Annotated in this window: 25 protein-coding genes and 1 pseudogene; 16 read left to right on the top strand and 10 right to left on the bottom strand. The window is 65.8% G+C overall.

The genetic code is table 11. The features are described 5' to 3' along the window. Positions 1–98: 98 nt before the first annotated feature. Positions 99–644 (bottom strand): annotated as a pseudogene (locus IE126_RS05005) (MFS transporter); the annotation flags it as partial. Between the two features lie 158 nt (positions 645–802). On the opposite strand from IE126_RS05005, the gene IE126_RS05000 reads away from it, so the two are divergent. The 3 genes from IE126_RS05000 to IE126_RS04990 are packed head-to-tail and all read left to right on the top strand — an operon-like array spanning position 803 to position 2,944. Next, positions 803–1,843 (top strand): aldo/keto reductase, encoded by a 1,041-nt coding sequence (locus IE126_RS05000; RefSeq protein ID WP_108128889.1) that lies wholly within the window; start codon positions 803–805, stop codon positions 1,841–1,843. Positions 1,844–1,901: 58 nt separating this feature from the next. Further along, complete coding sequence (locus tag IE126_RS04995; RefSeq protein ID WP_189380316.1) at positions 1,902–2,441, top strand: hypothetical protein; 540 nt, start codon at positions 1,902–1,904, stop codon at positions 2,439–2,441. Continuing rightward, positions 2,441–2,944 carry a lipocalin family protein gene (locus tag IE126_RS04990; protein WP_229825233.1) on the top strand — a complete coding sequence of 168 codons (504 nt, stop codon included), beginning with the start codon at positions 2,441–2,443 and terminating at the stop codon, positions 2,942–2,944. The genes IE126_RS04995 and IE126_RS04990 overlap by 1 nt, the downstream gene beginning before the upstream one ends. Here the strand turns inward: IE126_RS04990 and IE126_RS04985 are convergent. Beyond that, entirely contained in the window at positions 2,932–3,795 is an 864-nt protein-coding gene (locus tag IE126_RS04985; RefSeq protein WP_108128886.1) for a helix-turn-helix domain-containing protein, read from the bottom strand. The two genes, IE126_RS04990 and IE126_RS04985, sit on opposite strands and share 13 nt — an antisense overlap. A gap of 99 nt (positions 3,796–3,894) precedes the next feature. On the opposite strand from IE126_RS04985, the gene IE126_RS04980 reads away from it, so the two are divergent. Beyond that, positions 3,895–4,794, top strand: a complete 900-nt coding sequence (locus tag IE126_RS04980) for a fatty acid desaturase (RefSeq protein ID WP_189380314.1) — start codon at positions 3,895–3,897, stop codon at positions 4,792–4,794. On the opposite strand, the gene IE126_RS04975 is transcribed toward IE126_RS04980, so the two are convergent. Beyond that, positions 4,791–5,477, bottom strand: coding sequence for an NUDIX hydrolase (locus IE126_RS04975; RefSeq protein ID WP_054301543.1), 687 nt, complete (start codon positions 5,475–5,477; stop codon positions 4,791–4,793). The genes IE126_RS04980 and IE126_RS04975 overlap by 4 nt on opposite strands. Then, on the bottom strand, positions 5,455–5,844 hold the full coding sequence (locus tag IE126_RS04970) for a DUF983 domain-containing protein (RefSeq protein ID WP_054301544.1): 390 nt from the start codon (positions 5,842–5,844) through the stop codon (positions 5,455–5,457). Before IE126_RS04970 ends, IE126_RS04975 begins: the two co-directional genes overlap by 23 nt. 235 nt (positions 5,845–6,079) lie before the next feature. Here IE126_RS04970 and IE126_RS04965 point away from each other — a divergent pair, with 235 nt between their 5' ends. From IE126_RS04965 to IE126_RS04950, 4 genes are read left to right on the top strand one after another with little or no spacing between them, the layout of a single operon-like run. Next, positions 6,080–6,718, top strand: coding sequence for an EF-hand domain-containing protein (locus IE126_RS04965; protein WP_229825229.1), 639 nt, complete (start codon positions 6,080–6,082; stop codon positions 6,716–6,718). Between the two features lie 58 nt (positions 6,719–6,776). After that, positions 6,777–7,382 carry an RNA polymerase sigma factor gene (locus IE126_RS04960; RefSeq protein WP_054301545.1) on the top strand — a complete coding sequence of 202 codons (606 nt, stop codon included), beginning with the start codon at positions 6,777–6,779 and terminating at the stop codon, positions 7,380–7,382. Beyond that, entirely contained in the window at positions 7,379–7,759 is a 381-nt protein-coding gene (locus tag IE126_RS04955; RefSeq protein ID WP_108128883.1) for a dihydroorotate dehydrogenase, read from the top strand. Before IE126_RS04960 ends, IE126_RS04955 begins: the two co-directional genes overlap by 4 nt. A 4-nt stretch (positions 7,760–7,763) precedes the next feature. Further along, entirely contained in the window at positions 7,764–8,273 is a 510-nt protein-coding gene (locus IE126_RS04950) for a periplasmic heavy metal sensor (protein ID WP_054301547.1), read from the top strand. 6 nt (positions 8,274–8,279) lie between these two features. Here IE126_RS04950 and IE126_RS04945 read toward each other — a convergent pair whose 3' ends face one another. Beyond that, the gene (locus tag IE126_RS04945; RefSeq protein ID WP_108128881.1) at positions 8,280–9,659 is read right to left on the bottom strand and encodes a diguanylate cyclase; all 1,380 of its coding nucleotides are present in this window, start codon (positions 9,657–9,659) and stop codon (positions 8,280–8,282) included. A 123-nt stretch (positions 9,660–9,782) separates the two neighbouring features. On the opposite strand from IE126_RS04945, the gene IE126_RS04940 reads away from it, so the two are divergent. The 6 genes from IE126_RS04940 (at position 9,783) to IE126_RS04915 (ending at position 15,907) form a co-directional block, all read left to right on the top strand. Next, positions 9,783–10,064 carry a DUF3572 domain-containing protein gene (locus IE126_RS04940; RefSeq protein WP_108128880.1) on the top strand — a complete coding sequence of 94 codons (282 nt, stop codon included), beginning with the start codon at positions 9,783–9,785 and terminating at the stop codon, positions 10,062–10,064. A gap of 29 nt (positions 10,065–10,093) precedes the next feature. Beyond that, complete coding sequence (locus IE126_RS04935; protein WP_108128879.1) at positions 10,094–10,801, top strand: HAD family hydrolase; 708 nt, start codon at positions 10,094–10,096, stop codon at positions 10,799–10,801. Between the two features lie 97 nt (positions 10,802–10,898). Continuing rightward, complete coding sequence (locus tag IE126_RS04930) at positions 10,899–12,458, top strand: trimethylamine methyltransferase family protein (protein WP_054301551.1); 1,560 nt, start codon at positions 10,899–10,901, stop codon at positions 12,456–12,458. 58 nt (positions 12,459–12,516) lie between these two features. After that, positions 12,517–14,253 (top strand): DUF4153 domain-containing protein, encoded by a 1,737-nt coding sequence (locus IE126_RS04925; RefSeq protein WP_189380313.1) that lies wholly within the window; start codon positions 12,517–12,519, stop codon positions 14,251–14,253. Positions 14,254–14,306: 53 nt separating this feature from the next. Beyond that, complete coding sequence (locus tag IE126_RS04920) at positions 14,307–14,906, top strand: heme NO-binding domain-containing protein (protein WP_189380312.1); 600 nt, start codon at positions 14,307–14,309, stop codon at positions 14,904–14,906. Continuing rightward, positions 14,903–15,907, top strand: a complete 1,005-nt coding sequence (locus IE126_RS04915) for a GGDEF domain-containing protein (protein ID WP_189380311.1) — start codon at positions 14,903–14,905, stop codon at positions 15,905–15,907. The genes IE126_RS04920 and IE126_RS04915 overlap by 4 nt, the downstream gene beginning before the upstream one ends. Positions 15,908–15,916: 9 nt before the next feature. Here the strand turns inward: IE126_RS04915 and IE126_RS04910 are convergent, their stop codons facing one another. The 5 genes from IE126_RS04910 to IE126_RS04890 form a co-directional block, all read right to left on the bottom strand. Continuing rightward, the gene (locus IE126_RS04910; protein ID WP_189380310.1) at positions 15,917–17,155 is read right to left on the bottom strand and encodes a mandelate racemase/muconate lactonizing enzyme family protein; all 1,239 of its coding nucleotides are present in this window, start codon (positions 17,153–17,155) and stop codon (positions 15,917–15,919) included. A gap of 315 nt (positions 17,156–17,470) precedes the next feature. Beyond that, positions 17,471–18,253, bottom strand: coding sequence for a 3-oxoadipate enol-lactonase (gene pcaD / locus IE126_RS04905; RefSeq protein WP_189380309.1), 783 nt, complete (start codon positions 18,251–18,253; stop codon positions 17,471–17,473). A gap of 3 nt (positions 18,254–18,256) precedes the next feature. Next, positions 18,257–19,234, bottom strand: coding sequence for a threonine ammonia-lyase (locus IE126_RS04900; protein ID WP_189380308.1), 978 nt, complete (start codon positions 19,232–19,234; stop codon positions 18,257–18,259). Next, positions 19,231–20,055: an alpha/beta fold hydrolase gene (locus IE126_RS04895; RefSeq protein ID WP_054301558.1), complete on the bottom strand. Its 825-nt coding sequence runs from the start codon at positions 20,053–20,055 to the stop codon at positions 19,231–19,233. Before IE126_RS04895 ends, IE126_RS04900 begins: the two co-directional genes overlap by 4 nt. Beyond that, positions 20,052–20,726, bottom strand: coding sequence for a haloacid dehalogenase type II (locus tag IE126_RS04890; protein ID WP_189380307.1), 675 nt, complete (start codon positions 20,724–20,726; stop codon positions 20,052–20,054). The genes IE126_RS04895 and IE126_RS04890 overlap by 4 nt, the downstream gene beginning before the upstream one ends. Before the next feature lie 127 nt (positions 20,727–20,853). Here IE126_RS04890 and IE126_RS04885 point away from each other — a divergent pair, with 127 nt between their 5' ends. Further along, entirely contained in the window at positions 20,854–22,635 is a 1,782-nt protein-coding gene (locus IE126_RS04885) for an ABC transporter transmembrane domain-containing protein (RefSeq protein ID WP_189380306.1), read from the top strand. Positions 22,636–22,754: 119 nt separating this feature from the next. Further along, a complete protein-coding gene (gene lysM / locus IE126_RS04880) occupies positions 22,755–23,207 on the top strand; it encodes a peptidoglycan-binding protein LysM (RefSeq protein ID WP_054301561.1) in 453 nt (150 codons plus the stop codon). Positions 23,208–23,363 lie beyond the last annotated feature (156 nt).

The raw sequence follows: 23,363 nt of genomic DNA, 5'->3' as shown, positions 1-23,363 counted from the left end.
CTGAAATGCCGCACAAAAGGCCTGATAGAAGACCGCACTCGATCACACCTCAGGAAGCGTCAAAAGCAACTTGCATCACGGGCGGCAACCATAGAAGGGGGCGCCTCGCTGCGGGTCAGGGTCAGCGGGAAGATGGCACAGCAGCACAGCAGCGCCAGCAGGTTGTAGGAAACGTAGGAGGCAGGCTCCAGCACGCCGATCATCAGCTGCGCGCCAAGGCTGCCCGCGATGTCCACAACCCGGTAAACCCCCATGGCGCGGGCGCGGGTCGCGTTCGTCACCTTGTCCTGCAACCATGCCTCGATGATCGTGTAACAGCCTGCAACACAAAGGCCCGAAGCCATCCGCATCACCGACCAGGCCAGCGGATCGACGATCAGCATATGCGCCAGAATGCCGATGGTCCCCGCCGCCGTGAAGGCCGCGAAGGCGCGGGAATGTCCGACAGACCCCATAAGCCGCGGCGCCCACCAACAGCCAATGAAGAAGCCGAAGAAATGGGCCGAGCCCAGCAGACCAAGCTGTTCGGTGGAAAAACCGAGGCTCGCGCCCGAAATCGCGTCCAGCGGCGCGACCCCACCCGAACCGAGTTGCAGCAGCACGACAGCGAGGAACAGGGCGGCAAAAGAGATCAGCAGTCGCATCGGCTCGTCATTCCGGCAGGGCTTGAGGGGCAGGTTGGCCCGGATTGCGCCCGGATGACAGGGCGAAATGATCACAGTTTGTAACAGCGCGTGAGGTGGCGCAGGTCTTGCCACTGCGGCGTTCCGCTCTAAGCTGATGCCCGACAAGGAGAAACGTGATGAAACAGGTTGCACTGGGCCGCAGCGGGCTCATGGTTTCGGAACTCTGCCTCGGCACGATGACCTGGGGCACCCAGAACACCGAGGCCGAGGCCTTTGCCCAGATGGATATGGCGACAGAGCGCGGCGTGACCTTCTGGGACACCGCCGAAATGTATCCGACCAACCCGGTCAGCGCCGAAACCGTCGGCGGGACCGAAGCGATCATCGGCAACTGGTTCGCCGCGCGCGGCGGGCGTGAGCGTGTGGTTCTGGCGACCAAGATCACCGGCAAGGGCAAGACGGTGCGCGCCGATCAGCCGATTAGCGCCGCCACCTTGCGCACGGCGGTCGAAGGTTCGTTGCGGCGGTTGCAGACCGATTACATCGACCTTTACCAACTGCACTGGCCCAATCGCGGCAGCTATCACTTCCGCCAGATGTGGCGCTATGCGCCGCGTTTCGACGACCCCGCAGCGATCCGCGACAACATGGCCGAAGTGCTGCGCGCTGCGGGCGATCTGGTGGCTGAAGGCAAGATCCGCGCGCTTGGCCTGTCGAACGAAAGCGTCTGGGGCGCGGCCGAATGGCTGCGGCTGGCCGGGATGGAAAACCTGCCGCGCATGGCCAGCGTGCAGAACGAATATTCGCTGCTCTGCCGCCAGTTCGATACCGACTGGGCCGAGTTTTCGGTGCTGGAGGACATGCCGTTGCTGGCCTATTCGCCGCTGGCAACGGGGCTGCTGTCGGGCAAATATGCCGGGGATGTGGTGCCCGAAGGCACGCGGCGTGAACGAACGCCCGATCTGGGCGGACGTGTCACCGCGCAGGTGTTTCCTGCCGTTTCGGCCTATCTTGGCCTTGCGCGCGATCATGGGCTTGATCCTTGCCAGATGGCGATTGCCTTCACCCGTCAGAGGCCGTTTGCCTGCATTCCGATCATCGGCGCCACGACACTTGCGCAGCTTGAAAGCAATATCGGTGCGGCAGATCTGACGCTGTCGGACGAGGTTCTGGCCGATATTGACGCCTTGCACCGTCTTTACCCTGCGCCTTACTGAACGGGTTGCGCCCGTGCCGGGCTTCGGGCCTATTGGGGCGGGATGAGTGGGGGACGGGATGCGCCGTATTGCAGCGCTGTTGACGATTGGCCTCCTGGCGGCCTGCCAGTTGCCTGCGGGGCTTGGGGGCGGCAAGACTGCGCCGCCGCCTGAAGCTGGGGTAACTGCCGCGCCGGGGGCGATCACCGGCGGTCCGGTGACGACCACGACATTGGCCCCGGCAACCGCGGCGTCCGATGTCAAACCGGCCGCCGCGCCTGACCCAGCGCCGAAGGCTGCGCCAGAGGCCCAACCCGGGGTGCCTCCCACCGCCGCACCGCCCAGGCCTGTAACGGCGCCTCAACCTGAGCCTGCCACGAAGACCGCCGCGCAGATCAGTTGCGAAAAGGCGGGGGGCACCTGGTCCGCTGCCGGGCTGTCGCAGGCCCGGACCTGCGTGCGGCGCACGCGGGACGCGGGCAAGCAATGCAGCCGCGAAAGCGATTGCGAGGGATTCTGTCTTGCCCGCTCGCGCAGTTGCGCGCCGGTCACGCCGCTTTTCGGCTGCAACCCCATCCTTCAGGCCGACGGGCGCGAGGTGACACTGTGTCTCGACTAATGTTTGCACTGCTGCTGGCGCTGTCCGCCTGTGCCAAAACACCGGAGCCGGAACGCGCCTTTCGCAACACGGCGGTGCCGATCTATTCCAGCGCTGTGCTGGATGCGGCAAGTCTTGCCGGTCGCTGGCAGCAGGTCGGCACCTTCGCGGCAGAGGCGGGGGGCTGCCGGGGCGGGATGGTCAGTTTCGGCCCGTCGGGCGCGCAGGGTCTGCCGGTGGAAGCCGATCTTTGCCTTGACGGGCAGCGCGCGCGCTATCGCGGTAACGCCCGGCTGGTTGCGCCCGGTCGTTTGCAGCTCGAGGCTGCGGAAGGTGCGCTGGCCGAACCGTGGTGGGTGCTGTGGGCCGATGCCGACAGCCGCACGCTGGTCATCGGCACGCCGTCGGGGCGCATGGGCTTTGTGCTGGAACGCGGTGGCGTAACCTCGCCTGACCGGCTGAAGGCCGCGCGCGAAATCCTCGACTGGAACGGCTATAGCCCTGCCGGGCTTCAGATGTTCTGAACGCGCGTCCGCAGATCGCGCATATGCGCGGCAAAATCGCGGGCGCCCAGGGTTGCCTCGCGCACCAGCCAGTCGAAATGCGCGCTGATGGTCTCGACCCGCGCACGGTCCCGGAAGGCGATGTAATGGCGACCGAGATACACCACCGCCAGCAGCGGGCCGAACACCGTCACGGGCGCTGAAAACACCCGCCGCGCATCAAAGAGATACAGCCTCAGCGAGGGGTAAAGCTGATCCGCCAGCGTCTCGAACCGCTCGATCTGACCCAGCCGTACCTCAACCGGAAGCCCGGCGTAATAGCCGGTGCCGGTGGCAAACGCCTCCATCTCGTGCAGCGGCAGGGCGATTTCGTAATCCGATTGCGCGGTGCGCAGCCAGGCCAGCTGATCCTCGAAGGCGCCGATCGCCTGTTCGGCGGTGCGGCCCAGTTGCGGGCGATATTCCCATTCCACCAGAGCGCGGGTTTTCAGCATGTCGGGCAGCGTCGCCGGGACATGCCGGATCTTGTAGCCCGCCGCCTCGCGGTGCCAGCCGAAGATCGCCTCGTCAAACAGGGCGCGCGGCGCTTCCCGCATCGTCAGTTGCGTGGCCAGCAGGTCGGCCACCGGCTCGGGCCGTTCGGTCAGGCCCAGAAGCCAGTCTGCGCTGATCCCCAGCGCCTGCGCGCAATCGGCGGCCAGTTGGGCATTGGGTAGCCGCACCCCATCGGCCAGAAGCTGCGAAATGGTGGAACGGTCTGCCCCGGTCGCGCGCGCCAGCGCGGCCTGTGTCATCTGACGCGCGGCCATCGCCTCGGCCAGTCGGACGCGAAACAGGGTGGCGCGGTCACGTTTGTCGATCTTTTCCATCATTGATGACTATAATCAATTCTGATGACTTTGTCATGCGCATCTTCCGCATTCTCGCAGGTCGTGCCCGGTGCTAAGCCCTTGAAAAATGCCGGAGCCGCTATGCGCCACCCCCCCCGCACCGTTGAATGGATCACCCTGTCGCTGCTGCTGATGACCTATGCGCTTTGGGCGCTGGGCACGACCTGGGCCTTTGATCTGTCGCCTGTGCTGGGGGTGGCGCTGACCGGAGTTGCCATCGCTCAGTTTTCTTCGCTGCAACACGAGATGCTGCATGGTCATCCCTTCCATTCGCGGATGGCCAACGAGGCGCTGGCCTTCCCGGCGCTGAACCTGTCCGTGCCCTATGGCCGCTTTCGCGACACCCATCTGGCGCACCACCATGACCCGGTCCTGACCGACCCCTACGACGACCCGGAATCGAACTATTTCGATCCGGCGGTCTGGGCGCGGCTGTCGCGCCCTGCACGCTGGCTGCTGGAGGTGAACAACACCCTCGCGGGGCGGGTGCTGCTGGGGCCGCTGATCGGCAATCTGCTGTGGCTGCGCACCGAGGCCGGGCTGGCATTGCGTGGCGACCGGGCGGTGATCCGCGACTGGCTGCTGCATCTGGCGGGGCTGGTGCCGGTGATCTGGTGGATCTGGGTCGCCCCGATGAGCGGCTGGGCCTATCTGATGGCGGCCTATATCGGCCATGCACTGCTGAAGATCCGCACCTTTCTGGAACACCGCGCCCATGAGGCTGCGCGCGCGCGCACCGTGATCATTGAAGATCGCGGCCCGCTGGCGCTGCTGTTTCTGAACAACAACCTGCATGTGGTGCATCACATGCACCCGAATGTGCCCTGGTATGCCCTGCCTGCGCTTTATCACGCGCATCGGGATCATTATCAGCGACGCAACGATGGCTATGTCTACCGCAGCTATGCCGAGGTGTTTCGCCGCTATCTGGTGACGGCAAAAGATCCGGTGCCGCACCCGCTCTGGCCGTTCCGGCGTTAGGTGATCCGCCGGAAGGTGGGCCGGGTGCCGGAATTGTCGAAGAACGGCACACCGGGTTGCTGGCCGCCGCGCATCAGAAGGGCGACTTCAGACAGGACGACCTCGGTGATGAAGGGCAGGTCCAGCCGCCGCACCTCGGCCAGAGAGATCCAGTGCAGATGCGAAAGCTCGTCACAGGCGGCCGAGAAATCCTCGACATCGCCCTGAACGGCGCTGGCATCGGCAAGGAAGAACCGCGCGTCAAAGCGGCGCGGCCGGCCCGGCGGCGTGATGGCGCGAAAGATGAAGCGGAAACCCGAGGCATCGGGGCGCAGACCGCGCGCGGCGAAGCTCTGCCAGTCTGCGGGCGGATCGGCCCAGGTGGCGGGCTGGCCCAAAGCCAGGCCGGTTTCCTCGAACAATTCGCGGATTGCGGCGGCGGCCAGCGTGTCGGGTGCGATGTCCGTTCCGGCCAGCCGACTGCGACAAGGCTCACCCAGCGGCGCGACCAGCGGAACGGCAGCATCGGCGCGGTCCACCGCACCGCCTGGAAAGACGTATTTCGAAGGCATGAAGGCCGCACCGGCGCCGCGCTGGCCCATCAGTACCTCGGGGCCACCGGCCCGCGCGCGGGTCAGCACCACGGTTGCTGCAGGCCTTACCGGCGTATCGGCTGGCCGCTCAGTCACTTGAGCCGAATCCATGCATGCGCCGTGACCATTGCAGCGCCACGAAGGCGCCTTTCACGCGCGGCAGAAGCCAGAGGGTCATCGCAACCGCGATCACCGAAAAGATTGACACCAGAATCAGCGGATCGGGCCGCCATTTCACAAAGGCCCACAGCAGCGCCGGTCCCATGATGTGCCCGACGATCAGAATGGTGATATAGGCCGGGCCATCATCTGCGCGCTGGTGGTGCAGTGCCTCATGACAGACGGGGCAGCTTTCGCGCACCGTCAGATAGCCGCGCAGCACCGGCCCCGCCCCGCAGTTCGGGCAGCGCCGCCGCCAGCCGCGCACGATAGCGGGCCACAGCGGGCGGTCGTCTTCGGTCTGCGCCAGTGCTGTCATCGGTGAACCTCGGATCAGGGGGGCATAGCGGTCTGGATCGGCGCAGCATAGTCATGGCGGCAGGGCAGGAGCAAGGGGCGCGGAAAACATGCGCTGGAAAGTCGCATTTAGGTGCTCACGGGGCCGTGACCGAAAGTGAGCGGTGATTGCGACGGAAACCCAGCCGCCGGGCGTTTGTCTGGCATGACGGTGGCGCCATGCAGAGGCGGCCCACCCGACAGACAGGAGATTGAAGATGCAGAAACGCACCCTCGTTTACACCGCAGCGCTGGCCTCGATCCTGGCCGGTGGTCTGGGATCTGCCGCGCTTGCAGACCGGATGCGCGATCATGGCGGTATGGGGCCGATGGGCATGATGATGCAGGACGGCCCGATGTTCGATTTTGACAAGTTGGATGCCGACAAGGACGGCAAGATCACGCCCGAGGAATTCGCGTCAGCCCGCGCGGCGCGGGTGGCTGAACTTGATGCCGACAAGGATGGCAAGATCAGCGCCGACGAACTGGTGGCGATGCGGATGCGGGGTGCGGAAGAGCGTATCCGCGCGCAGGTCGATCAGATGATGCAGCGTCTGGATGCGGATGGCGACGGGATGCTGACGGCGGCCGAGGTTCTGGCGATGCCCGGACCGGGGCCGAAGATGCTGGCCCGCGTCGATACGGACGGCGATGGTGCGATCAGCAAGGCCGAGGCGGATGCCGCGCGCGAGAAGATGATGTCACGCATGGAGCGCCGGGGTCATGGCGAGCACGGCAAGGGCGGGCATGGCAAGGGCTGGCATGGCAAGGACGGTCGCGGGGCCAAGGGGCAGGGCGGCAAGCCGGTGATGCCGCAGCCCGAAGAGGGTGCGGCGGAAGACGGCGCAGGGAATTGACGAGTGCCGGGCCGCGGCGATTGTCGCGCCCCCGTTTCGCGGATAACACCCTTGCAGGATGTCCATGCCCCTTGACGTTTCCTCAGACCTGCCCGACGCGGTTCTGCTTGCCCGGTATGCGGCGGGCGACCGGGCGGCTGCGCGGGTTCTGACCTTGCGGTTCACGCCGCGCGTTCTGGGATATGCCACCCGTCTGCTGGGCGACCGTGCCGAGGCCGAGGATGTGGCCCAGGAAGCCATGTTGCGGCTCTGGCGGATTGCGCCGGACTGGCGCGCGGAAGAGGCGCAGGTCAGCACATGGCTGTATCGTGTGGTCACCAATCTGGTGACCGACCGGCAGCGCGCGCGGGCGAGGCGTCCCCTGGATCTGCCGGAGACGGCACCTGAGGTGGCGGATGATGCGCCTGGCGCGGCGGCGGCGATGATGCAACGCGACAGGATGGCCGCACTCGACACCGCCCTGACTGCCCTGCCGGAGCGGCAGCGTCAGGCGGTGGTGTTGCGCCACCTTGAGGGACTTGCGAACCCCGAGATCGCCGGGATCATGGGCATCGGGGTAGAGGCTGTGGAAAGCCTGACCGCACGGGGCAAACGCGCCCTTGCTGCGGTCTTGTCGGGCCAGCGCGCGGCGCTGGGCTATGAGGATGAGGAGACCGGGACATGAGTGTCAGGCTTCGGGATGATGTGGGACTGACGGCCGAGGCGCTGGACAGCCTGTTTGATGAGGCGCGCGCCGCTGCGCCGCCCGAGGCTTCGGGGCTGATGGCGCGGGTGCTGGCAGATGCCTATGCCGCGCAGGATGCCCTGCCGCAGCATACGGCTCAGCGCCGGCCTGCCGCGCGCCGGGGCTGGCTGGCGGGGTTGTTTTCACCCGCGAACAACCGCGCGGCGGCGGGCCTGGTGGCTGCGACACTGGCAGGGGTCTGGATCGGCTTCGTGCAACCCGCGCCGGTCGCCGATGTATCGCAGGCCCTTGAACCCGCTGCGGTGGATGTGGTCGAACTGATCCCCGATCTTGAAATCTGGCTGGCGGAGGGATGAAGCCATGACGACGACCCCTGAACCACGCCCGGCCAGTCACCGCAGCCTGCGGCGCTGGAAGATCGCCTTCTTCGCCTCGCTGGCGGTCAACCTGATGGTTGCCGGTATCGTGGGCGGTGCCCTGCTGAAAGACCCCCATGACCGTGGGCGCGAAGTGCGGGATCTTGGTTTCGGTCCCTTCACCGAGGCGCTGAGCGAGGCGGATCGTGACGCCCTGCGCAAATCCTTTCGCGACCGTCGCCCCGATTTCCGCGCGGCGCGGGCACAAATGCGGGCGGATATGGGCGAGATGCTGTCTGCCCTGCGGGCCGATCCTTTTGATGCCGGGCGGCTTTCTCGGGCTTTCGACACCCAGCAGGCGCGTCTGGCCGATCACCTGAAACTCGGGCAGGATCTGCTGCGCGAGCGGCTGGCCGGGATGAGCGATGCCGAACGCCACGCCTTTGCCGACCGGCTGGAACAGCGCATCACCCGCAAGCGCCCGCCGCCCGAAGACCGCAAGGGCGACAGGTAAGGCGCCTCAGGCAGCGCTGCGGCTTTGGATCACCTGATTGCGGCCGCGCGATTTCGCGCAAAGCAAGGCCTGATCGGCCATGTCGACCAGATCAGCCGCCGGAATTGCGGCTTGTGCGCTGTCCTGCACGGCGAGGCCTATGGACACGGTAATCTGCAAGGTTTCCCCCCCCGGCAGGGCAACCGGGGGCTTTTCGATGGCATGGCGCAGCCGTTCGGCAATGTGACGGGCCTCGGAGGCGCCGGATTCGGGCAGGATCACCAGAAATTCCTCGCCGCCGATGCGCGCAACCAGATCCGCCGGACGCAGGTTCAGGCTTAACCGCTGCGCGACCTCGACCAGAACCGCATCCCCTGCCGCGTGGCCCCAGCGGTCGTTCACCTGTTTGAAACGGTCGAGGTCGATTACCATGACCGCGAAAGCGCTGCCGCAGGCATGGGCGCGCTCGGCAATCGCGGCCAGTCGGGGCTGGGCATAGCGGCGGTTGTAAAGCCCGGTCAGCGGATCGGTCACAGCAAGGCGCAGCCCGTCCTGCACCGAATGGCGCAGACGGTCGCCGGTGCGTTTGCGCCGCAGCAATGCCTGAAGCCGGAAGGCCATTTCCTCGGCCGGCAGATCGTCGGGCAGGGCGGCGCTGACTCCCATATCATAGGCCATGGCAAGATCGGCGGGCACTTGCCCCTGACCGATCAACACCATGGCGCTGTGCCGTGCGGTGCGGCGCGCGCGCAGGTCGGACATCAGCCGCAACCCGCCGCCCGGCCCGCTGATTTCGGCATCCAGCACAAAGATATCAGGGGCCAGCCCGGCGGCGGTGGCGTTCAGCGCCTCGTCCCGGCCCATGGTCCGCACCTCGATCCCCGCGCGCCCCGCAAGCTGGCGACGCAACAGCAATGCCTGCTCCGGTCGCTCCGCGACGACGACGACCAGCCCCTGCCGCTCAAACCCCGCAGGCGCCTCGGCCAGGCCCAGCACCTGCAGGGCCTGTTCGCGGTGACCCAGTTCGTCGGCGGTTTCGTGCAGCCGCAACAGATTGCGCAGCCGGGCCATGAGCAACTGGTCGTCCAGCGGCTTGGCCAGGCAATCCTCCGCACCGGCCCGCAATGCGGCAAGCCGCAGCCCGGCATCCGGTGATGCCGCCAGCATCAGTACCGGGATATCAGCCGTGGCGGCATCGGCGCGCAATTGTTCCAGCACCGCAAGGCCCCTGCGGTTTCCCAGATCTGCGTCCAGCAGGATCGCATCAGGCTTTTCCGCCCGCGCCATGGCGAGACAGGTTTGCGCATCGCCCGCCAGCAGCGGATGATAGCAGGCCGCCGCCAATTTTACCTTGAAGACGATGCGATTGGTGGCCACATCATCCGCAATGAGGATCTTGCCGACCATATCCAGCTCCGTCACCGTTCCCTGATCGACAGTGTTTCGCGAGATGGTTAAGAAATCATTGCCACCTGTTCACACTTTGCGGATCAAAGCCGAAATGTCGCATCCCAGATCAGAGTTTTCCCGGTGACTGCGCGGGAATCTGCCGAAACTCTGGCCCTTCGTGCGCTGGGCTGGTTGGTGACCCAGGAGGAACTGTTGCCGGGTTTTCTGGCGGCGACCGGCAGCGCGCCCGCCGATCTTCCCGCCCGCGCAACTGAGCCGGAGTTTCTGGCGGCGGTGATGGATTTTCTGCTGGCCGAGGATGCGCTGGTCATGGCTTTCTGCGATGCGGCTGGTCTGCCTTACGAGGCGCCGATGCAGGCGCGGGCCGGTCTGCCGGGCGGCGAGCTGCCACACTGGACATAACCACGCGCAGCGCGCGGGATAGGGATGAAATGATCGACGGGCTCATCTTCGACAAGGACGGTACGCTGTTCGACTTCCGGCAAAGCTGGGGCGGCTGGGCCGCGCGACTGCTGGCCGAGCTGGAACCGGATGCCGACCGGCGCGCTGTGCTGGCGCAGTCCATCGGGTTCGATGCGGCGCGGATGGATTTTGCCCCCGACAGCCCGGTGATCGCCGCCACCGCCCCGGAAATTGCCGAAGCGATGCTGCCGCATCTGGCGCCCGAAGCCGCGAGCAGCCTTGTGGACCGCATGAACCTGCTGGCCGCTGAGGCGCCCACGGTGGAGGCTGTGCCGCTGGTGCCACTGTTCACCGCGCTGAAGGCACGCGGGCTGAAAATCGGGCTTGCGACCAATGATACCGAAATCCCCGCCCGCACGCATCTGCGTAAGCATGGGGTGCTGGAGCTGTTCGATTTTGTGGCCGGTTACGACTCGGGCTATGGCGGCAAGCCCGCGCCGGGACAGCTTCTGGCCTTTGCGGGGCAGATGGGGCTGGATCCTTCGCGCATTGCGATGGTTGGTGACAGCCGGCACGACATGGAGGCCGGCCGCGCGGCCGGGATGACCTGTGTTGCCGTGCTGACTGGCATCGCCTTGCAGGACGAACTTGCGCCGCATGCCGATCTGGTGCTGGATCACATTGGTGCGTTGCCGGGCTGGCTGGACTCGCTCTCTGGCGCGGCCCTGACCGCCTAGATCAAAAACGACACAAACCTGTCGCGCTTGTTGTCCGCCTTGGCGGTTCCTTTCGGCCATTCTGGCGGAAAGCGGAATCCCAGGATGGAGAACGGGCATGAGCGACGATCAGGGCCGCAAACGCAGCCGCGCCGGTGGCCGGGCGGGTAATCAGGCCCGCGCCGGAACCGCCGTGATCGACCAGATGCCCTGGCGCATCCCCGTGCTGCCCGACGCCCCGGTCGAGCCGCTGGATGCCGAAGGCGTGCAGCGCGTCCACCGCACCGCCATGCGCATCCTGAGGGAAATCGGCATCGAAATGCTGAATCCCGAAGCCTGCGAGATCCTGAAGCAGGCGGGTTGCAAGGTTTCGGGCACCAATGTGAAGATGGACGAGGATTTCGTGATGGAGATGGTGCGCAAGGCACCGTCGCAATTCACCATCACGCCGCGCAACCCGGAACGCGAGATCATTCTGGGCGGGCGGCATATGGTCTTCGTCAATGTCTCGTCCCCGCCGAATGCCTGGGATCTGGAACGCGGCAAACGCTCCGGCGATTTCGAGACGTTCAGGGAATTCCTGAAACTGACGCAGTATTTCAACTGCATCCATATCGCAGGCGGCTATCCGGTAGAACCGATCGACATTCATCCTTCGGTGCGCCATCTCGATTGCCTGTTCGAGAAGCTGACGCTCACCGACAAGGTGTGCCACGCCTACAGCCTTGGCGCCGAGCGGGTCGAGGATGTGATGGAGATGGTGCGTCTGGCGGGCGGGCTCAGCCATGACGAGTTCGAGGCGAAGCCGCGGATGTATACCAACATCAACTCGGTTTCGCCCCTGAAACACGACTATCCGATGCTGGATGGTGCGATGCGGCTGGCGCGGCGGCGGCAGCCGGTGGTGGTAACGCCCTTTACCCTTGCGGGCGCCATGGCCCCGGTCACCATGTCCGGCGCAGTCGCCCTGTCGCTGGCCGAGGCGCTGTCGGCCATTGCACTGCTGCAATACATCAGCCCCGGTTGCCCGGTGGCCATCGGCACTTTCACCTCCAACGTCGACATGAAATCCGGTGCCCCGGCCTTTGGCACACCGGAATACATGCGGGCGACACAGATGACCGGGCAGCTTGTGCGGTTCTACGGCGTGCCGCAGCGGTCTTCCGGTGTCTGCGCAGCCAATGTGCCGGATGGTCAGAGCATGTGGGAGACCTGCAATTCGCTCTGGGCCGCCGTGCAGGCCGGGTCCAACATGGTCTATCATGCGGCGGGCTGGCTGGAGGGCGGGCTGATCGCCAGCCCCGAAAAATTCGTGATGGATTGCGAGGTGCTGCAAATGATTCAGCGCTATTGCGAACCAGAGACCTTTGGCACCACCGACGACGATCTCGCCTTCGACGCGATCCGCGAGGTGGGGGCGGGGGGCCATTATTTTGGTTGCCAGCATACGCAGGACCGCTACCAGACCGCCTTTTATTCGCCCTTTCTGGCCGACTGGCGCAATTACGAGGCCTGGCATCAGGATGGCGCGGTCTGGACGGCAGAGCGCGCGCACCGGATGTATAAACAGATCCTCGCCGATTTCACTCCGCCCCCCATTGAGGGCGACCGTCTGGAGGCGCTGACCCGCTTCGTGGCGCAGCGCAAGCAGGAAGGCGGGGCGCCCACTGATTTCTGACCGCCTTTCCCTTGCCCCCGGCGCGGGATAACCTGCGCCGGAATGGCAGGAGGCAGGCATGGACCGGCAGATTTCGCAACGTATCGCCATGGCGGCGACCGGGGGGCTGGCGGGGCTGGCCTTCTTCGGGCTGGGTCAGATTCATGACTATAATCTGCTGCCCGAACGCGCCGCACTCGCGCTGACCGGCTTCACCCTGATGTTCTTTGTTGCGGTTCTGGGCATGGCGGGACCGCTGTCGCTGCGCCGGTCGGTGCTGACGGCCCTGCCGCTGGCGCTGGTGGTCGGGCTGGGGCTGGCCTGGGCCAGCCTTGGCTATGTCTCTGCTGATCAGATGTTTGACACCCCGGCGGTGATCCTTGCCGCTCTGGCCCTGACCTTCCTGCCGCAACCCTTTCTGGTCGCAGCGCAACTCAGCCATTGGCGGGATTACCGGCTGCTTTTCATCGAAGCCTGGACCATCGTCATCCGCTACGCGGCGGCCTGGCTGTTCGTCGGTATTGTCTGGGCGGTCTTGTTCCTGTCGGATGCTCTGCTGAAAACCGTGGGCATCGGCTTTCTGGGTGATCTGATCAGCACGCCGTTCATCAGCCCTGTCATCACCGGCATCGCGCTGGGCCTTGGCATTGCCGTGGTGGACGAGATGGCCGATGTGATGTCGCCCTATCTGATCCTGCGGCTGCTGCGACTTCTGCTGCCGGGGTTGCTGCTTGTGGTGGTTCTGTTCCTCGTGGTGCTGCCGGTGCAGGGGCTGGATGGTCTGTTCGGCGCGCTGTCGGCGGCGGCGACGCTGCTGACTATTGCGGCCACCGGGGCGACTCTGGTCACATCGGCCGTCGACCAGTCGGATGAAGAGGCGGCGCGCGCCAGGCTGGTGCGCTGGGCCGCGCGGGCGATGGCAGTGCTGATCATCGCCCCCGCGGCGCTGGGAGCCTGGGCGGTCTGGCTGCGCGTGGCGCAATACGGCTGGACGCCCGAGCGTGTGCTGGGCGCCGTGATCGCCGGATTCGGGCTGGGCTATGGTGTGCTCTATGCCATTGCCGCGCTGCGTCCGGGTGGCTGGATGGCGCGTCTGCGGCAGGCCAATATCGTGATGGCGCTGCTGATCATCGCAGTTTCCGCCGCCCTGCTGACCCCGCTTCTGAACCCCGAAAGGATCGCGACGCAGAGCCAGCTTGCCCGGCTGGAGAATGGTCGGGTTCCGGTTGCACGTTTCGATCTCGACACGCTGCGAGACTGGGGCCGGCCAGGACGCGATGCGGTCGAAATGCTGAGACTGCGCGCGGCGGAGCCGGGGCAGGAGGCGCTGGCAGAGCTGTTCCGCCGCAAGCCTGCGACAGTCCCCGCACTGCCCGAGGATGCCGCTGCACTGCGTGAGGAACTCGCGACCCTGCTACCGGTGCGGCCCGCTACGGCCACGGCGCTGCGCGACCGGGTGCTGTCTGAACTGGCGGCGCCCGAGCTGGCAGACTGGCGCCAGACCTGCCTTCAGGACCTGCCGGGGGAGGGAGGCACCGCCTGTCTGATGATCGCCGGGGATTTCTGGCCGCATATCGCGGGGGACGAGGCGATGGTCCTGCTGTTGCGCGATGGCAGGCTGCTGGATGTCACCGGCTTCGGCTGGCCTGATGGCCTTTCGGAACGGCGCTATGTCACTCCACTGCGCGGTGTCCTGCCGGAAGGGGCGGCAGCGGTGGCATTGATGCGGCAACTGGCGAAAGGCACACCCGAGTTTGTGCCGGTGCCGCTGAATGCCCTGCGCCTTGGCGAGGTTGAGCTGCCCCTGTTGCCCTAAGGGCTTTGTTAAGGCCCATGCCCTAGCCTCGTCGGAAATCTGAGGGGTTTTCGATGCACGGGCTGATCAACAGGGCAATCCAGTGCTTTCTGCGCGATACCTATGGGCACCCGCTGTGGTCGGCGGTGGCGCAGGCGGCTCAACCCGGTCTTGAAGGGTTTGAGCCGATGCTGCTTTATGAACCGGGCCTGACCGACCGGGTGATTGACGCCGCCGCGCGGCTGCTGGCACGGCCACGCGATACGGTGCTGGAGGATCTGGGCATCTATCTGGTGTCGCATCCCAACGTGCAGGGCCTGCGGCGCCTGCTGCGTTTCGGTGGAGCCACCTTCGTGGATTTCCTGCAATCGCTGGAGGAACTGCCCGGCCGCGCCCGCCTTGCCGTGCCCGATATCGACCTTCCGACGCTGGAATTGCAGGATCATTCCGCCACCGAATTCACCCTGATCTGCCGGTCTGCAATTCATGGGGCGGGGCATGTCGTGGTGGGGCTGTTGCGGGCCATGGCGGATGATTACGGGGCATTGTGTCTGGTTGATCACTGCGGCTCTGGCCCGGAGGGAGAGCGGATTTCCATTACGCTGGCCCAGGCCGGATTCAGCGCGGGTCGTCAGTTCGAGCTTGCCCGCGCGACGCCCGGGGGCACCCGATGACGGTCGCCTGTTTCGATGCAAGGGCCTTGGGTCTGCTCTTGCCGCTGCACTTGCATCTTGGCCCTGATGGCAGGCTCCGGTCCTGCGGCCCGACGGCATTCAGGCTGTTGGGCGCGGCATCCGGCGCGGCGGATTTCTTCAGCCTGTTCGAAATACGGCGGCCTTCGGGCCTGACCAGCATGGGCCTCTTGCAGCAAGCCGCCGGGCAAAGGCTGTTCCTCGCCGCCCGGCATCTGCCGCAGACCCAGTTCCGCGCAATTGCTGTGCCGCTGGCGGGGGAGGGCGACATGCTGGTCAACCTGTCCTTCGGCATCGACGTCATTGAGGCGGTGCGCCTTCACGCGCTGACCAGCGCCGATTTCGCGCCGACCGAGCTGGCGATGGAACTTCTGTATGTGGTCGAGGCGAAATCGGCTGTCACGGATGAGCTGCGCGGCCTGACGCTGCGGCTTCAGGGCGCCAAATCGGTGGCCGAAGAGCAGGCCGCAACTGACATGCTGACAGGATTGCGCAACCGCCGCGCGTTCGAGCTGGCCTTGTCCCGGATGATAGATGCGGCGCAGCCCTTCGGTCTCATGCATCTGGATCTGGATTTCTTCAAACAGGTGAATGACAGCCTGGGCCATGCGGCGGGCGATCATGTGCTGCGCGAGGTTGCGCGCATCCTTACGGTCGAAACCCGTCGCGGCGACACGCTGGCGCGGATCGGGGGGGATGAGTTCATGCTGCTTCTGCCCGGCGCGGCCGATCCTGCGCGGCTGACCGATATTGCGCAACGGATCATCGACCGCGTGTCCGAACCGATGATCTACGAGGGGGAGGTTTGCCGGATTGCTGCATCTGTGGGCATCACCATGTCGGGGTTCTACCAGACCCCCGAAGCGGCTGTGCTGATGCAGGATTCCGATTTGGCGCTTTATGCTGCGAAACATGCGGGCAGGGGATGCGCACGGATGCACCGGCCGCAAGGCATGGGGCAGGGCGCCGGTCAGGCGCCCTGACGCCCCAACTCAGGTCGGGGTGGAAGGGGCGCCCCCCTCAAAATGATTGGGGCGGCTGTAATCACAAGGCGCTTCCTGCATCTGGAGGTGCAATTGCGTGCCGGTATAGGGATGGGCGCGGGCTACCGTCTCGTCAAAGTCGATCCCGAGGCCCGGCGCCTCTGGCGGCAGGATATAGCCATCTTCCCAGCGGATCGAATTGCGGATCAGCTTCTGGTGGAAAGCGCCACCCGTCTCGATGGTCTCGGCAATCAGCAGATTGGGGATCGAAGCCGCAAGGTGCACGTTCGCCGCCCATTCCACCGGCCCGGCATAAAGATGCGGGGCCATCTGGGCATTGAACACCTCGGCCATGGCGGCGATTTTCTTTGCTTCCCAGATACCGCCGACCCGTCCCAGCGCAGGTTGCAGGATCTTCACCCCACCCGCGCGCAGCAGGGTGCCGAATTCGGCCTTGGTCGTCATCCGCTCGCCCGTGGCCAGCGGCACGCGGACCGACTTGGCGACTTCGGCAAATTCCAGCAGATTGTCCGGGGGGATCGGCTCTTCATACCACAGCGGGTTGTAGGGCTCCAGCTCGCGTCCCAGACGGATCGCGCCGGGCGTGCTGAACTGGCCATGCGTACCGAACAGCAGGTCGACCCGGTCCCCCACCGCCTCGCGGATGGCGCGGCAGAAGGCGACCGAACGGGTGATATCGGACATGGCGGGTTCGTGTCCGCCCCGGATCGTGTAGGGTCCGGCGGGGTCGAACTTCACCGCCGTGAAGCCCAGATTCATAAAGCGCACCGCTGCTTCGGCTGCCATCTCGGGCGAGACCCAGAATTCAGCGCTTTCGCGGCCCGGTTCCGGATAAAGATAGGTGTAAGACCGGATGCGGTCATTGATGCGCCCACCCAGCAGCGCCCAGACGGGTCTGTTGCGCGCCTTGCCGAGGATATCCCAGCAGGCGATTTCCAGCCCTGAAAAGGCCCCCATCACGGTGGGATCGGGCCGTTGTGTGAAGCCCGAGGAATAGGCGCGGCGGAACATCAGCTCGATGTTTTCCGGGTTTTCGCCCTGCATGTGGCGTTCGAACACATCCTCGATCACCGCCTGCATGGCCTTTGGCCCCACGGTCGAGGCGTAGCATTCGCCATAGCCGGTAATGCCGTCATCGGTCGTCAGCTTCGGGAAAATCCAGTAGCGCCCACCCCAGCCGGGCGCCGGAGGCGCGACGATGAAGAGTTCCAGATCCTTCAGCTTCATGCGCTGTATCCCTGTCGCAGAGGGCGCGGGCCTGCGCTTCCCGTCGCCGGTTGCCCCTGTTTCACTGGGAAAGGCTAAGCCCGCAACGCGCGTGAGACCAGTGATTGTGCGACAAGGATGGCTCAGGCGCGACAATTTTCGTCGTAAATGTCAGGCGTGCGACCGGACGAAGTTCTGTGCCGGCAAACCGGCCCGAAAGTCGGTAAAGGTCAAGACATTTGCAGGACAAAGCAACAGGACATCAGGAATATTCCACACAGACCAGAGAGTCAGCGGGCTTCCTTCATGCGGATCATTTGGGCTGGATTGTTCGATTTATACATGGCCGATACGGCGCAGGAAGCCGGATAGCGCCTCGGAAAATGCCTCAGGCGCATCGACGGGCGGCAGATGGCCGGAACCGCGCAGCAGGCGGAACTCTGCCCCTGCGATCAATTCGGCGGTTTCGCGCACCAGATCGGGCGGAGTCGAGCCGTCCTCGCTGCCCGCAAGGGTCAGTGTCGGCAGCGTGAGGCTGGCGGTCGGCGTATAGAAATCCGTCCCGCCAATCGCGGCACAGGCGCCGATATAACCCTCGGGCGCACAGGCCAGCAGCCGTTCGCGCCACGGAAGATGGTGGCCCTCGGCGCGGAAGCGGCGGCTGAACCAGCGCTCCATCGTGGTGTCGGCCACGGCCTCCATGCCCTGATCAGACACCGATTGAGCGCGGGCCTGCCACTGGCTTTCGATCCCGATACGCGCGGCGGTGTTCGACAGTACCATACCGCGCACCAGATCCAGGCGCTTCACGGCCAGCCCCTGTGCCACCAGCCCCCCCATCGACAGGCCGACGAATACGCAGTCCTTTACCCCCAGATGATCCAGCAGACGCTCTGCATCGCGCACCAGTGCACCCATCGTATAGGGTGGGGCAGGCACGTCTGACCCGCCGTGACCACGATGGTCATAGCGGATGAGGCGCAGGCCAGGCGGCAGCAGCGGCAGCACCGCGTCCCACATCGTCAGGTCAAGTCCAAGCGCATGGGAAAAGACCACCGGCGCGCCGGTGCCCTCGTCGCGGTAGTTCAGGCGCAGATCGGGCAGGAAGGCCGGCGGCATGGCTCAGCCCCCGAAGCGGGACAGGGCCGAAGTGAACAGGCCCGCGTCTATATTGCCGCCAGAGGCGATGACGATAACGTCATCCCCCTCGATCTCGTCGGGGCGGAACAGGGCTGCGGCAAGGGCCACCGCGCCGCCCGGCTCCAGCACAATCTTCAACCGCGTGAAGGCCAAAGCGACGGCGTGCAAGGCCTCGTCATCCGTTACGGCGAAGCCGGGGCCGCAGAGCCGGCGGTTGATCGGGAAGGTCAGTGCACCGGGGGCCGGGGTAACGATGGCATCGCAGAGCGACCCGGCCAGCCGGGCGTTACGACAAACCTCACCGCTGGCAAGGCTGCGGGCCGTATCGTCAAAGCCTTCGGGTTCGGCCGGGCGGGGGCGCAGGCCCGGCATCCGGCTTTCCAGTGCAAGACCCACACCGGCAGTCAATCCGCCGCCGCCGCAGGGGATGATGACATCGGCCTGCCGGATACGGTGTTCCGTCGCCTGTTCGGCGATTTCAAGGCCGCAGGTGCCTTGCCCGGCGATGACCTCCGGCTCGTCATAGGGCTTGATCAGGGTCAGCCCGCGCTCTGACGCGATCCGGGCGCCGATGGCATCACGGTTTTCCCGTTCACGATCATACAGCACAACTTCAGCCCCGAGGGCGCGGGTGTTGTCGATCTTCAGGCGCGGCGCGTCGCCGGGCATGACGATCACACAGGGCGCGTGATGGCGCTGAGCGGCCAGCGCCACCCCCTGCGCGTGATTGCCCGAGGAATAGGCGATGACACCGGCCTCGCGCTGTTCGGCGGACAGGGCAGAGACCGCTGACCAGCCGCCGCGAAACTTGAAAGAGCCGGTATGTTGCAGGCATTCGGCCTTTACCCAGACCCGGCGCCCGGCGATGTCGTTCAGGAAGGCAGATCCCAGCAGCGGCGTGCGCAGCGCATGCCCGGACAGCCGGGCGGCCGCGGCCTCGATATGGGTGATGTCGATCATGCCATGCTCCTGATCCAGCGATGCAGGGCATCGACGGCTTCGGTTTCGTCGAGGAAGGGGATATGGGCGCGGTCCGGCACATCGGCAAAGATCATGTCGGGGCGGCGGCGGCGCATCTCTGTCGCGGTGGCCTCGGACAACAGATCGGAATTGGCGCCCCGGATCAGCGCAACCGGCAGGTCTGCCAGCGCGTCGAACAGCGGCCAGGCTTCCGGCAGATCGCCCTTGAAGGCGGCAAGGAAAGCGTCGCGCAGCGCCGGGTCATAGGTGATGCCAAGCCCGCGCTCAGTGGGCTGATAATGCAGTCGTGCTTCCTCCAGCCAGCGGGTTGCGGGCACATTGGCGAAGCCCGGCATGTTGCGGGGCAGGGCCTCGGCCAACGCTTCGTAACTTTTGGCGCGGGGATTATGGCCGATGTAGTCGAAGATCCGCTCCAGCCCCGGACGTTCGATCACCGGGCCGATGTCGTTCAGCGCGACGCCGCGCAGACGATCCTTTGCGGTGGCGGCAAGGAACATGGCAATGAGCCCGCCGCGCGAAGTGCCCAGAACAGCGGCTTTGTCGATTTCCAGATGATCCAGGAGGCGCAGCGCATCCTGCGCCTCCTGCGGCACGGTGTAGGTCTCGGCGCCGGTCCACTGGCTTTCTCCGCGTCCGCGATAATCCATGCGGATCAGCCGGACGGGCGGCAGATGCGGGATCATATAGGCGAAATCGCCCATGGTGCGGGTAAGGCCGGGCAGGCAAAGAACCGGAAGCCCCGCGCCTTCGTCCTTGTAGGCAAGGCGGGCGCCGTCTGTGGCGGTGAAGAAGGCGGTCATGGCAGAAGATCCGTCAATGAGGAAAGGTCGCGGGCGATATGGTCGGGCCGTCCGGGCAGGCGGTCGACCGGCGCGCCCATGCGGTTGACCCAGAGCGTGCGGAAGCCGAAGGCGCTGGCGCCCGCCACGTCCCAGCCGTTCGAGGAAACGAAGAGCACCTCGGGCGGGGGTACGTCAAAGTGTGCGGTCACCAGCGCATAGACCGAGGGGGCCGGCTTGTAGATGCCCAGATCCTCGACTGAAAGCACGGCGTCCAGCAGGGGCGCGACACCGGCGGCACGGGTGGCAGAGGACAGCATGGCGGGCGTGCCGTTCGACAGGATCGCGCGGGGCAGGCCGCGCGTCTGCACCGCCTTCAGCATCGCGGGCACCTCCGGATAGGCGGGCAGTTCGTCGTAAAGCGCCAGCAGACGTGCGCGCAGCGCCGCATCTTCCAGCCCTGCCGTCTCCATCGCCCAGTCCAGGGCCTCGGCGGTGACCGAGGCAAAATCGGCATGATCGCGCATCAGGCTGCGGAGCCAGGTGTATTCAAGCTGTTTACGCCGCCAGTCATCGGCCAACCGGGGCCAGAGCCCTGCCAGCCGGGTATCGCTGGCCGCCGCCGCGCGTGCCGCACCCGCCACGTCGAACAGCGTGCCGTAGGCATCGAAAACCACCACTGAAACCTGCATCACGCACCTCCGGGCGCCAAACTGGCACAGGGGCAGGGCAGACGAAAGGGGGGCAGCGGCGGTTCGTCACGCTTGCCCCGCGCCGATCCAGCCCCTAAACCCGTCGGCGCGAGACAGGAGAAGCGCGATGGCCCGTGGCACTGAACCCCTTCCCGACCGCGCCGCATCGAAACGTGTGGGCGCGCTGGCCGGGCTGAAACCCTTCCTTGCGCCCTATCGGTTCATGGTGATCGGCGCGCTTGCCGCGCTGACGCTGACCGCCACGGTCAGCCTGATCCTGCCGCTGGCGGTGCGGCGTGTCGTCGACAATTTCAACTCTGCCGCCGGGCTGCTGGATCAGTATTTCGGGGCGGCGCTGCTGATCGCTGCCGCTTTGGCGCTGGGCACCGGGGCACGCTATTACCTTGTCACCCGGCTGGGCGAGCGGGTGGTGGCCGATATCCGCAGCGCGTTGTTCAACCGCGTTTCGAGCCTGTCGCCCGCCTTCTTCGAACGTATCCTGACCGGCGAGGTTCTGTCGCGGCTGACCACCGACACGACGCTGATCCTGTCGGTGATCGGCTCTTCCGTCTCGGTCGCGCTGCGCAATGTGCTGCTGCTGCTGGGGGGGCTCGGCTTCCTGTTCTGGACCTCGCCGAAACTGACCGGCCTTGTTCTGCTGGTGGTGCCGGTGGTGGTGGTGCCAATCGTGGTGATGGGGCGCAAGCTGCGCAGGCTCAGCCGCGACAATCAGGACTGGATCGCCGCTTCGTCGGGATCGGCCTCTGAAGCGTTGCAGGCGGTTCAGACCGTGCAGGCCTATACGCATGAGGGCCGCACCCGCGCCGCTTTCGCCGATGTGACCGAGAAATCCTATGCTTCGGCGCAGGCGCGGATCGGCACGCGGGCGGTGATGACGGTCATCGTGATCTTCCTCGTCTTTGCCGGGATCGTCGGTGTGCTGTGGATCGGTGCGCGCGACGTGCGCGAGGGCGCGATGACGGCGGGCGAGCTGGTGCAGTTCGTCATCTATGCCGTGATGGTGGCGGGCGCCGTGGGCGCGCTGTCGGAAATCTGGGGCGAGTTACAGCGCGCGGCGGGCGCGACCGAGCGACTGGTGGAACTGCTGCATGCCGAGGACACGGTGCAAGACCCGCCCGCGCCCAGGGTGCTGCCGCGCCCGGTGCGGGGTGAAATCGCCTTTGAGGGCGTGCGTTTCCATTATCCGACGCGGCCCGAAAGCTCTGCCCTGAATGGAGTGGACCTGCATGTGCGGGCGGGCGAGACGGTGGCGCTGGTCGGCCCTTCCGGCGCGGGCAAGACTACGATCCTCCAATTGCTGCAACGGTTCTACGACCCTCAGGAGGGGCGCATCACGCTGGACGGGATCGACCTGCGCGACATGGCGCGCGGCGATTTCCGGCAGGCCATGGCGCTGGTGCCGCAAGACCCGGTGATCTTCGCCACCTCCGCACGCGACAATATCCGCTTCGGCCGCCCCGAGGCGAGTGATGCCGAGGTGGAGGCTGCCGCCCGCGCCGCCGCCGCGCATGATTTCCTGACCGCGCTTCCCGAAGGCTATGACACCTTCCTGGGCGAGCGCGGGGTGATGCTGTCGGGCGGGCAGAAACAGCGTGTAGCCATCGCCCGCGCCATCCTGCGCGACGCGCCGGTGCTGCTGCTGGACGAGGCGACCTCGGCGCTGGATGCGGAAAGCGAACGTGCGGTGCAGGCGGCGGTGGATCGTCTGGCCGAAGGGCGCACCACGCTTGTGGTGGCGCACCGTCTGGCCACCGTGAAACGCGCCGACCGTATCGTGGTGTTCGAGGGCGGCAAGATCGTCGCGCAGGGCAGCCATGACGCGCTGGTGGCCGAAGGCGGGCTTTATGCCCGTCTCGCGCGGCTGCAATTTACCGATGGTACGGCCTGATCCCGCTCAAGGGGGAAAATTGCCGCAGGATGTTCACTGGAACCCGGTGCCGATGCGGGGCATGCTTTTCCTGAAGGGGCCGCGCATGTCGCTGTGGCCGGTACAGGTGGGAGAATGTCATGGGTCTGTGGTCGTTCGTGAAGGATGCCGGGTCGTCGCTGTTTGGCTCGAAAGCTGAGGCTGCCGAGGCACCGGACGCGGCTGCCGCCAAGGAAGAGGCGCTGAAGAAAGAGGTTGAGAATCTGGGCCTTGATGCCAGGGATGTGCAGATCAGGGTCGAGGGCGACAAGGTCAAGCTGACCGGCAAGGCCGCAACGCCGGAAGCGCAGGAAAAGATCATCCTCGCCGTGGGCAATGTCGATGGTGTGGCCGAGGTCGAGGCCGAAGATCACCCCGATGCCCCCGCGCCGGTGTTCCACACAGTCAGGAAGGGCGATACGCTGTCGGCCATCGCCAAGGCGACGCTGGGTAACGGCAACCGCTATATGGAAATCTTCGAGGCCAACAAGCCGATGCTGAGCCACCCCGACAAGATCTATCCGGGCCAGATGCTGCGTATCCCGCAGAAGTGATGCCGCGCGGGCGGCCCCTCCGCCGCCCGCTGTTTCTGACGCTGCGTCGGTCAGGGCGGGACGTAGCGTAGCCTCCAGACCGCTTTGCTTGCGGCAAGGCCCGGAAATCCGCATTCTGGCAGAGAGGAGACCGCCCGGTCGTCGCATCACGCGCGG

It is taken from the genome of Gemmobacter nanjingensis (assembly GCF_014652195.1).
GTDB classification, from domain to species: domain Bacteria; phylum Pseudomonadota; class Alphaproteobacteria; order Rhodobacterales; family Rhodobacteraceae; genus Gemmobacter; species Gemmobacter caeni.
The sequence above is the reverse complement of the archived record's forward strand: the minus strand, read 5'-3'. Positions and strand labels throughout refer to the sequence as shown.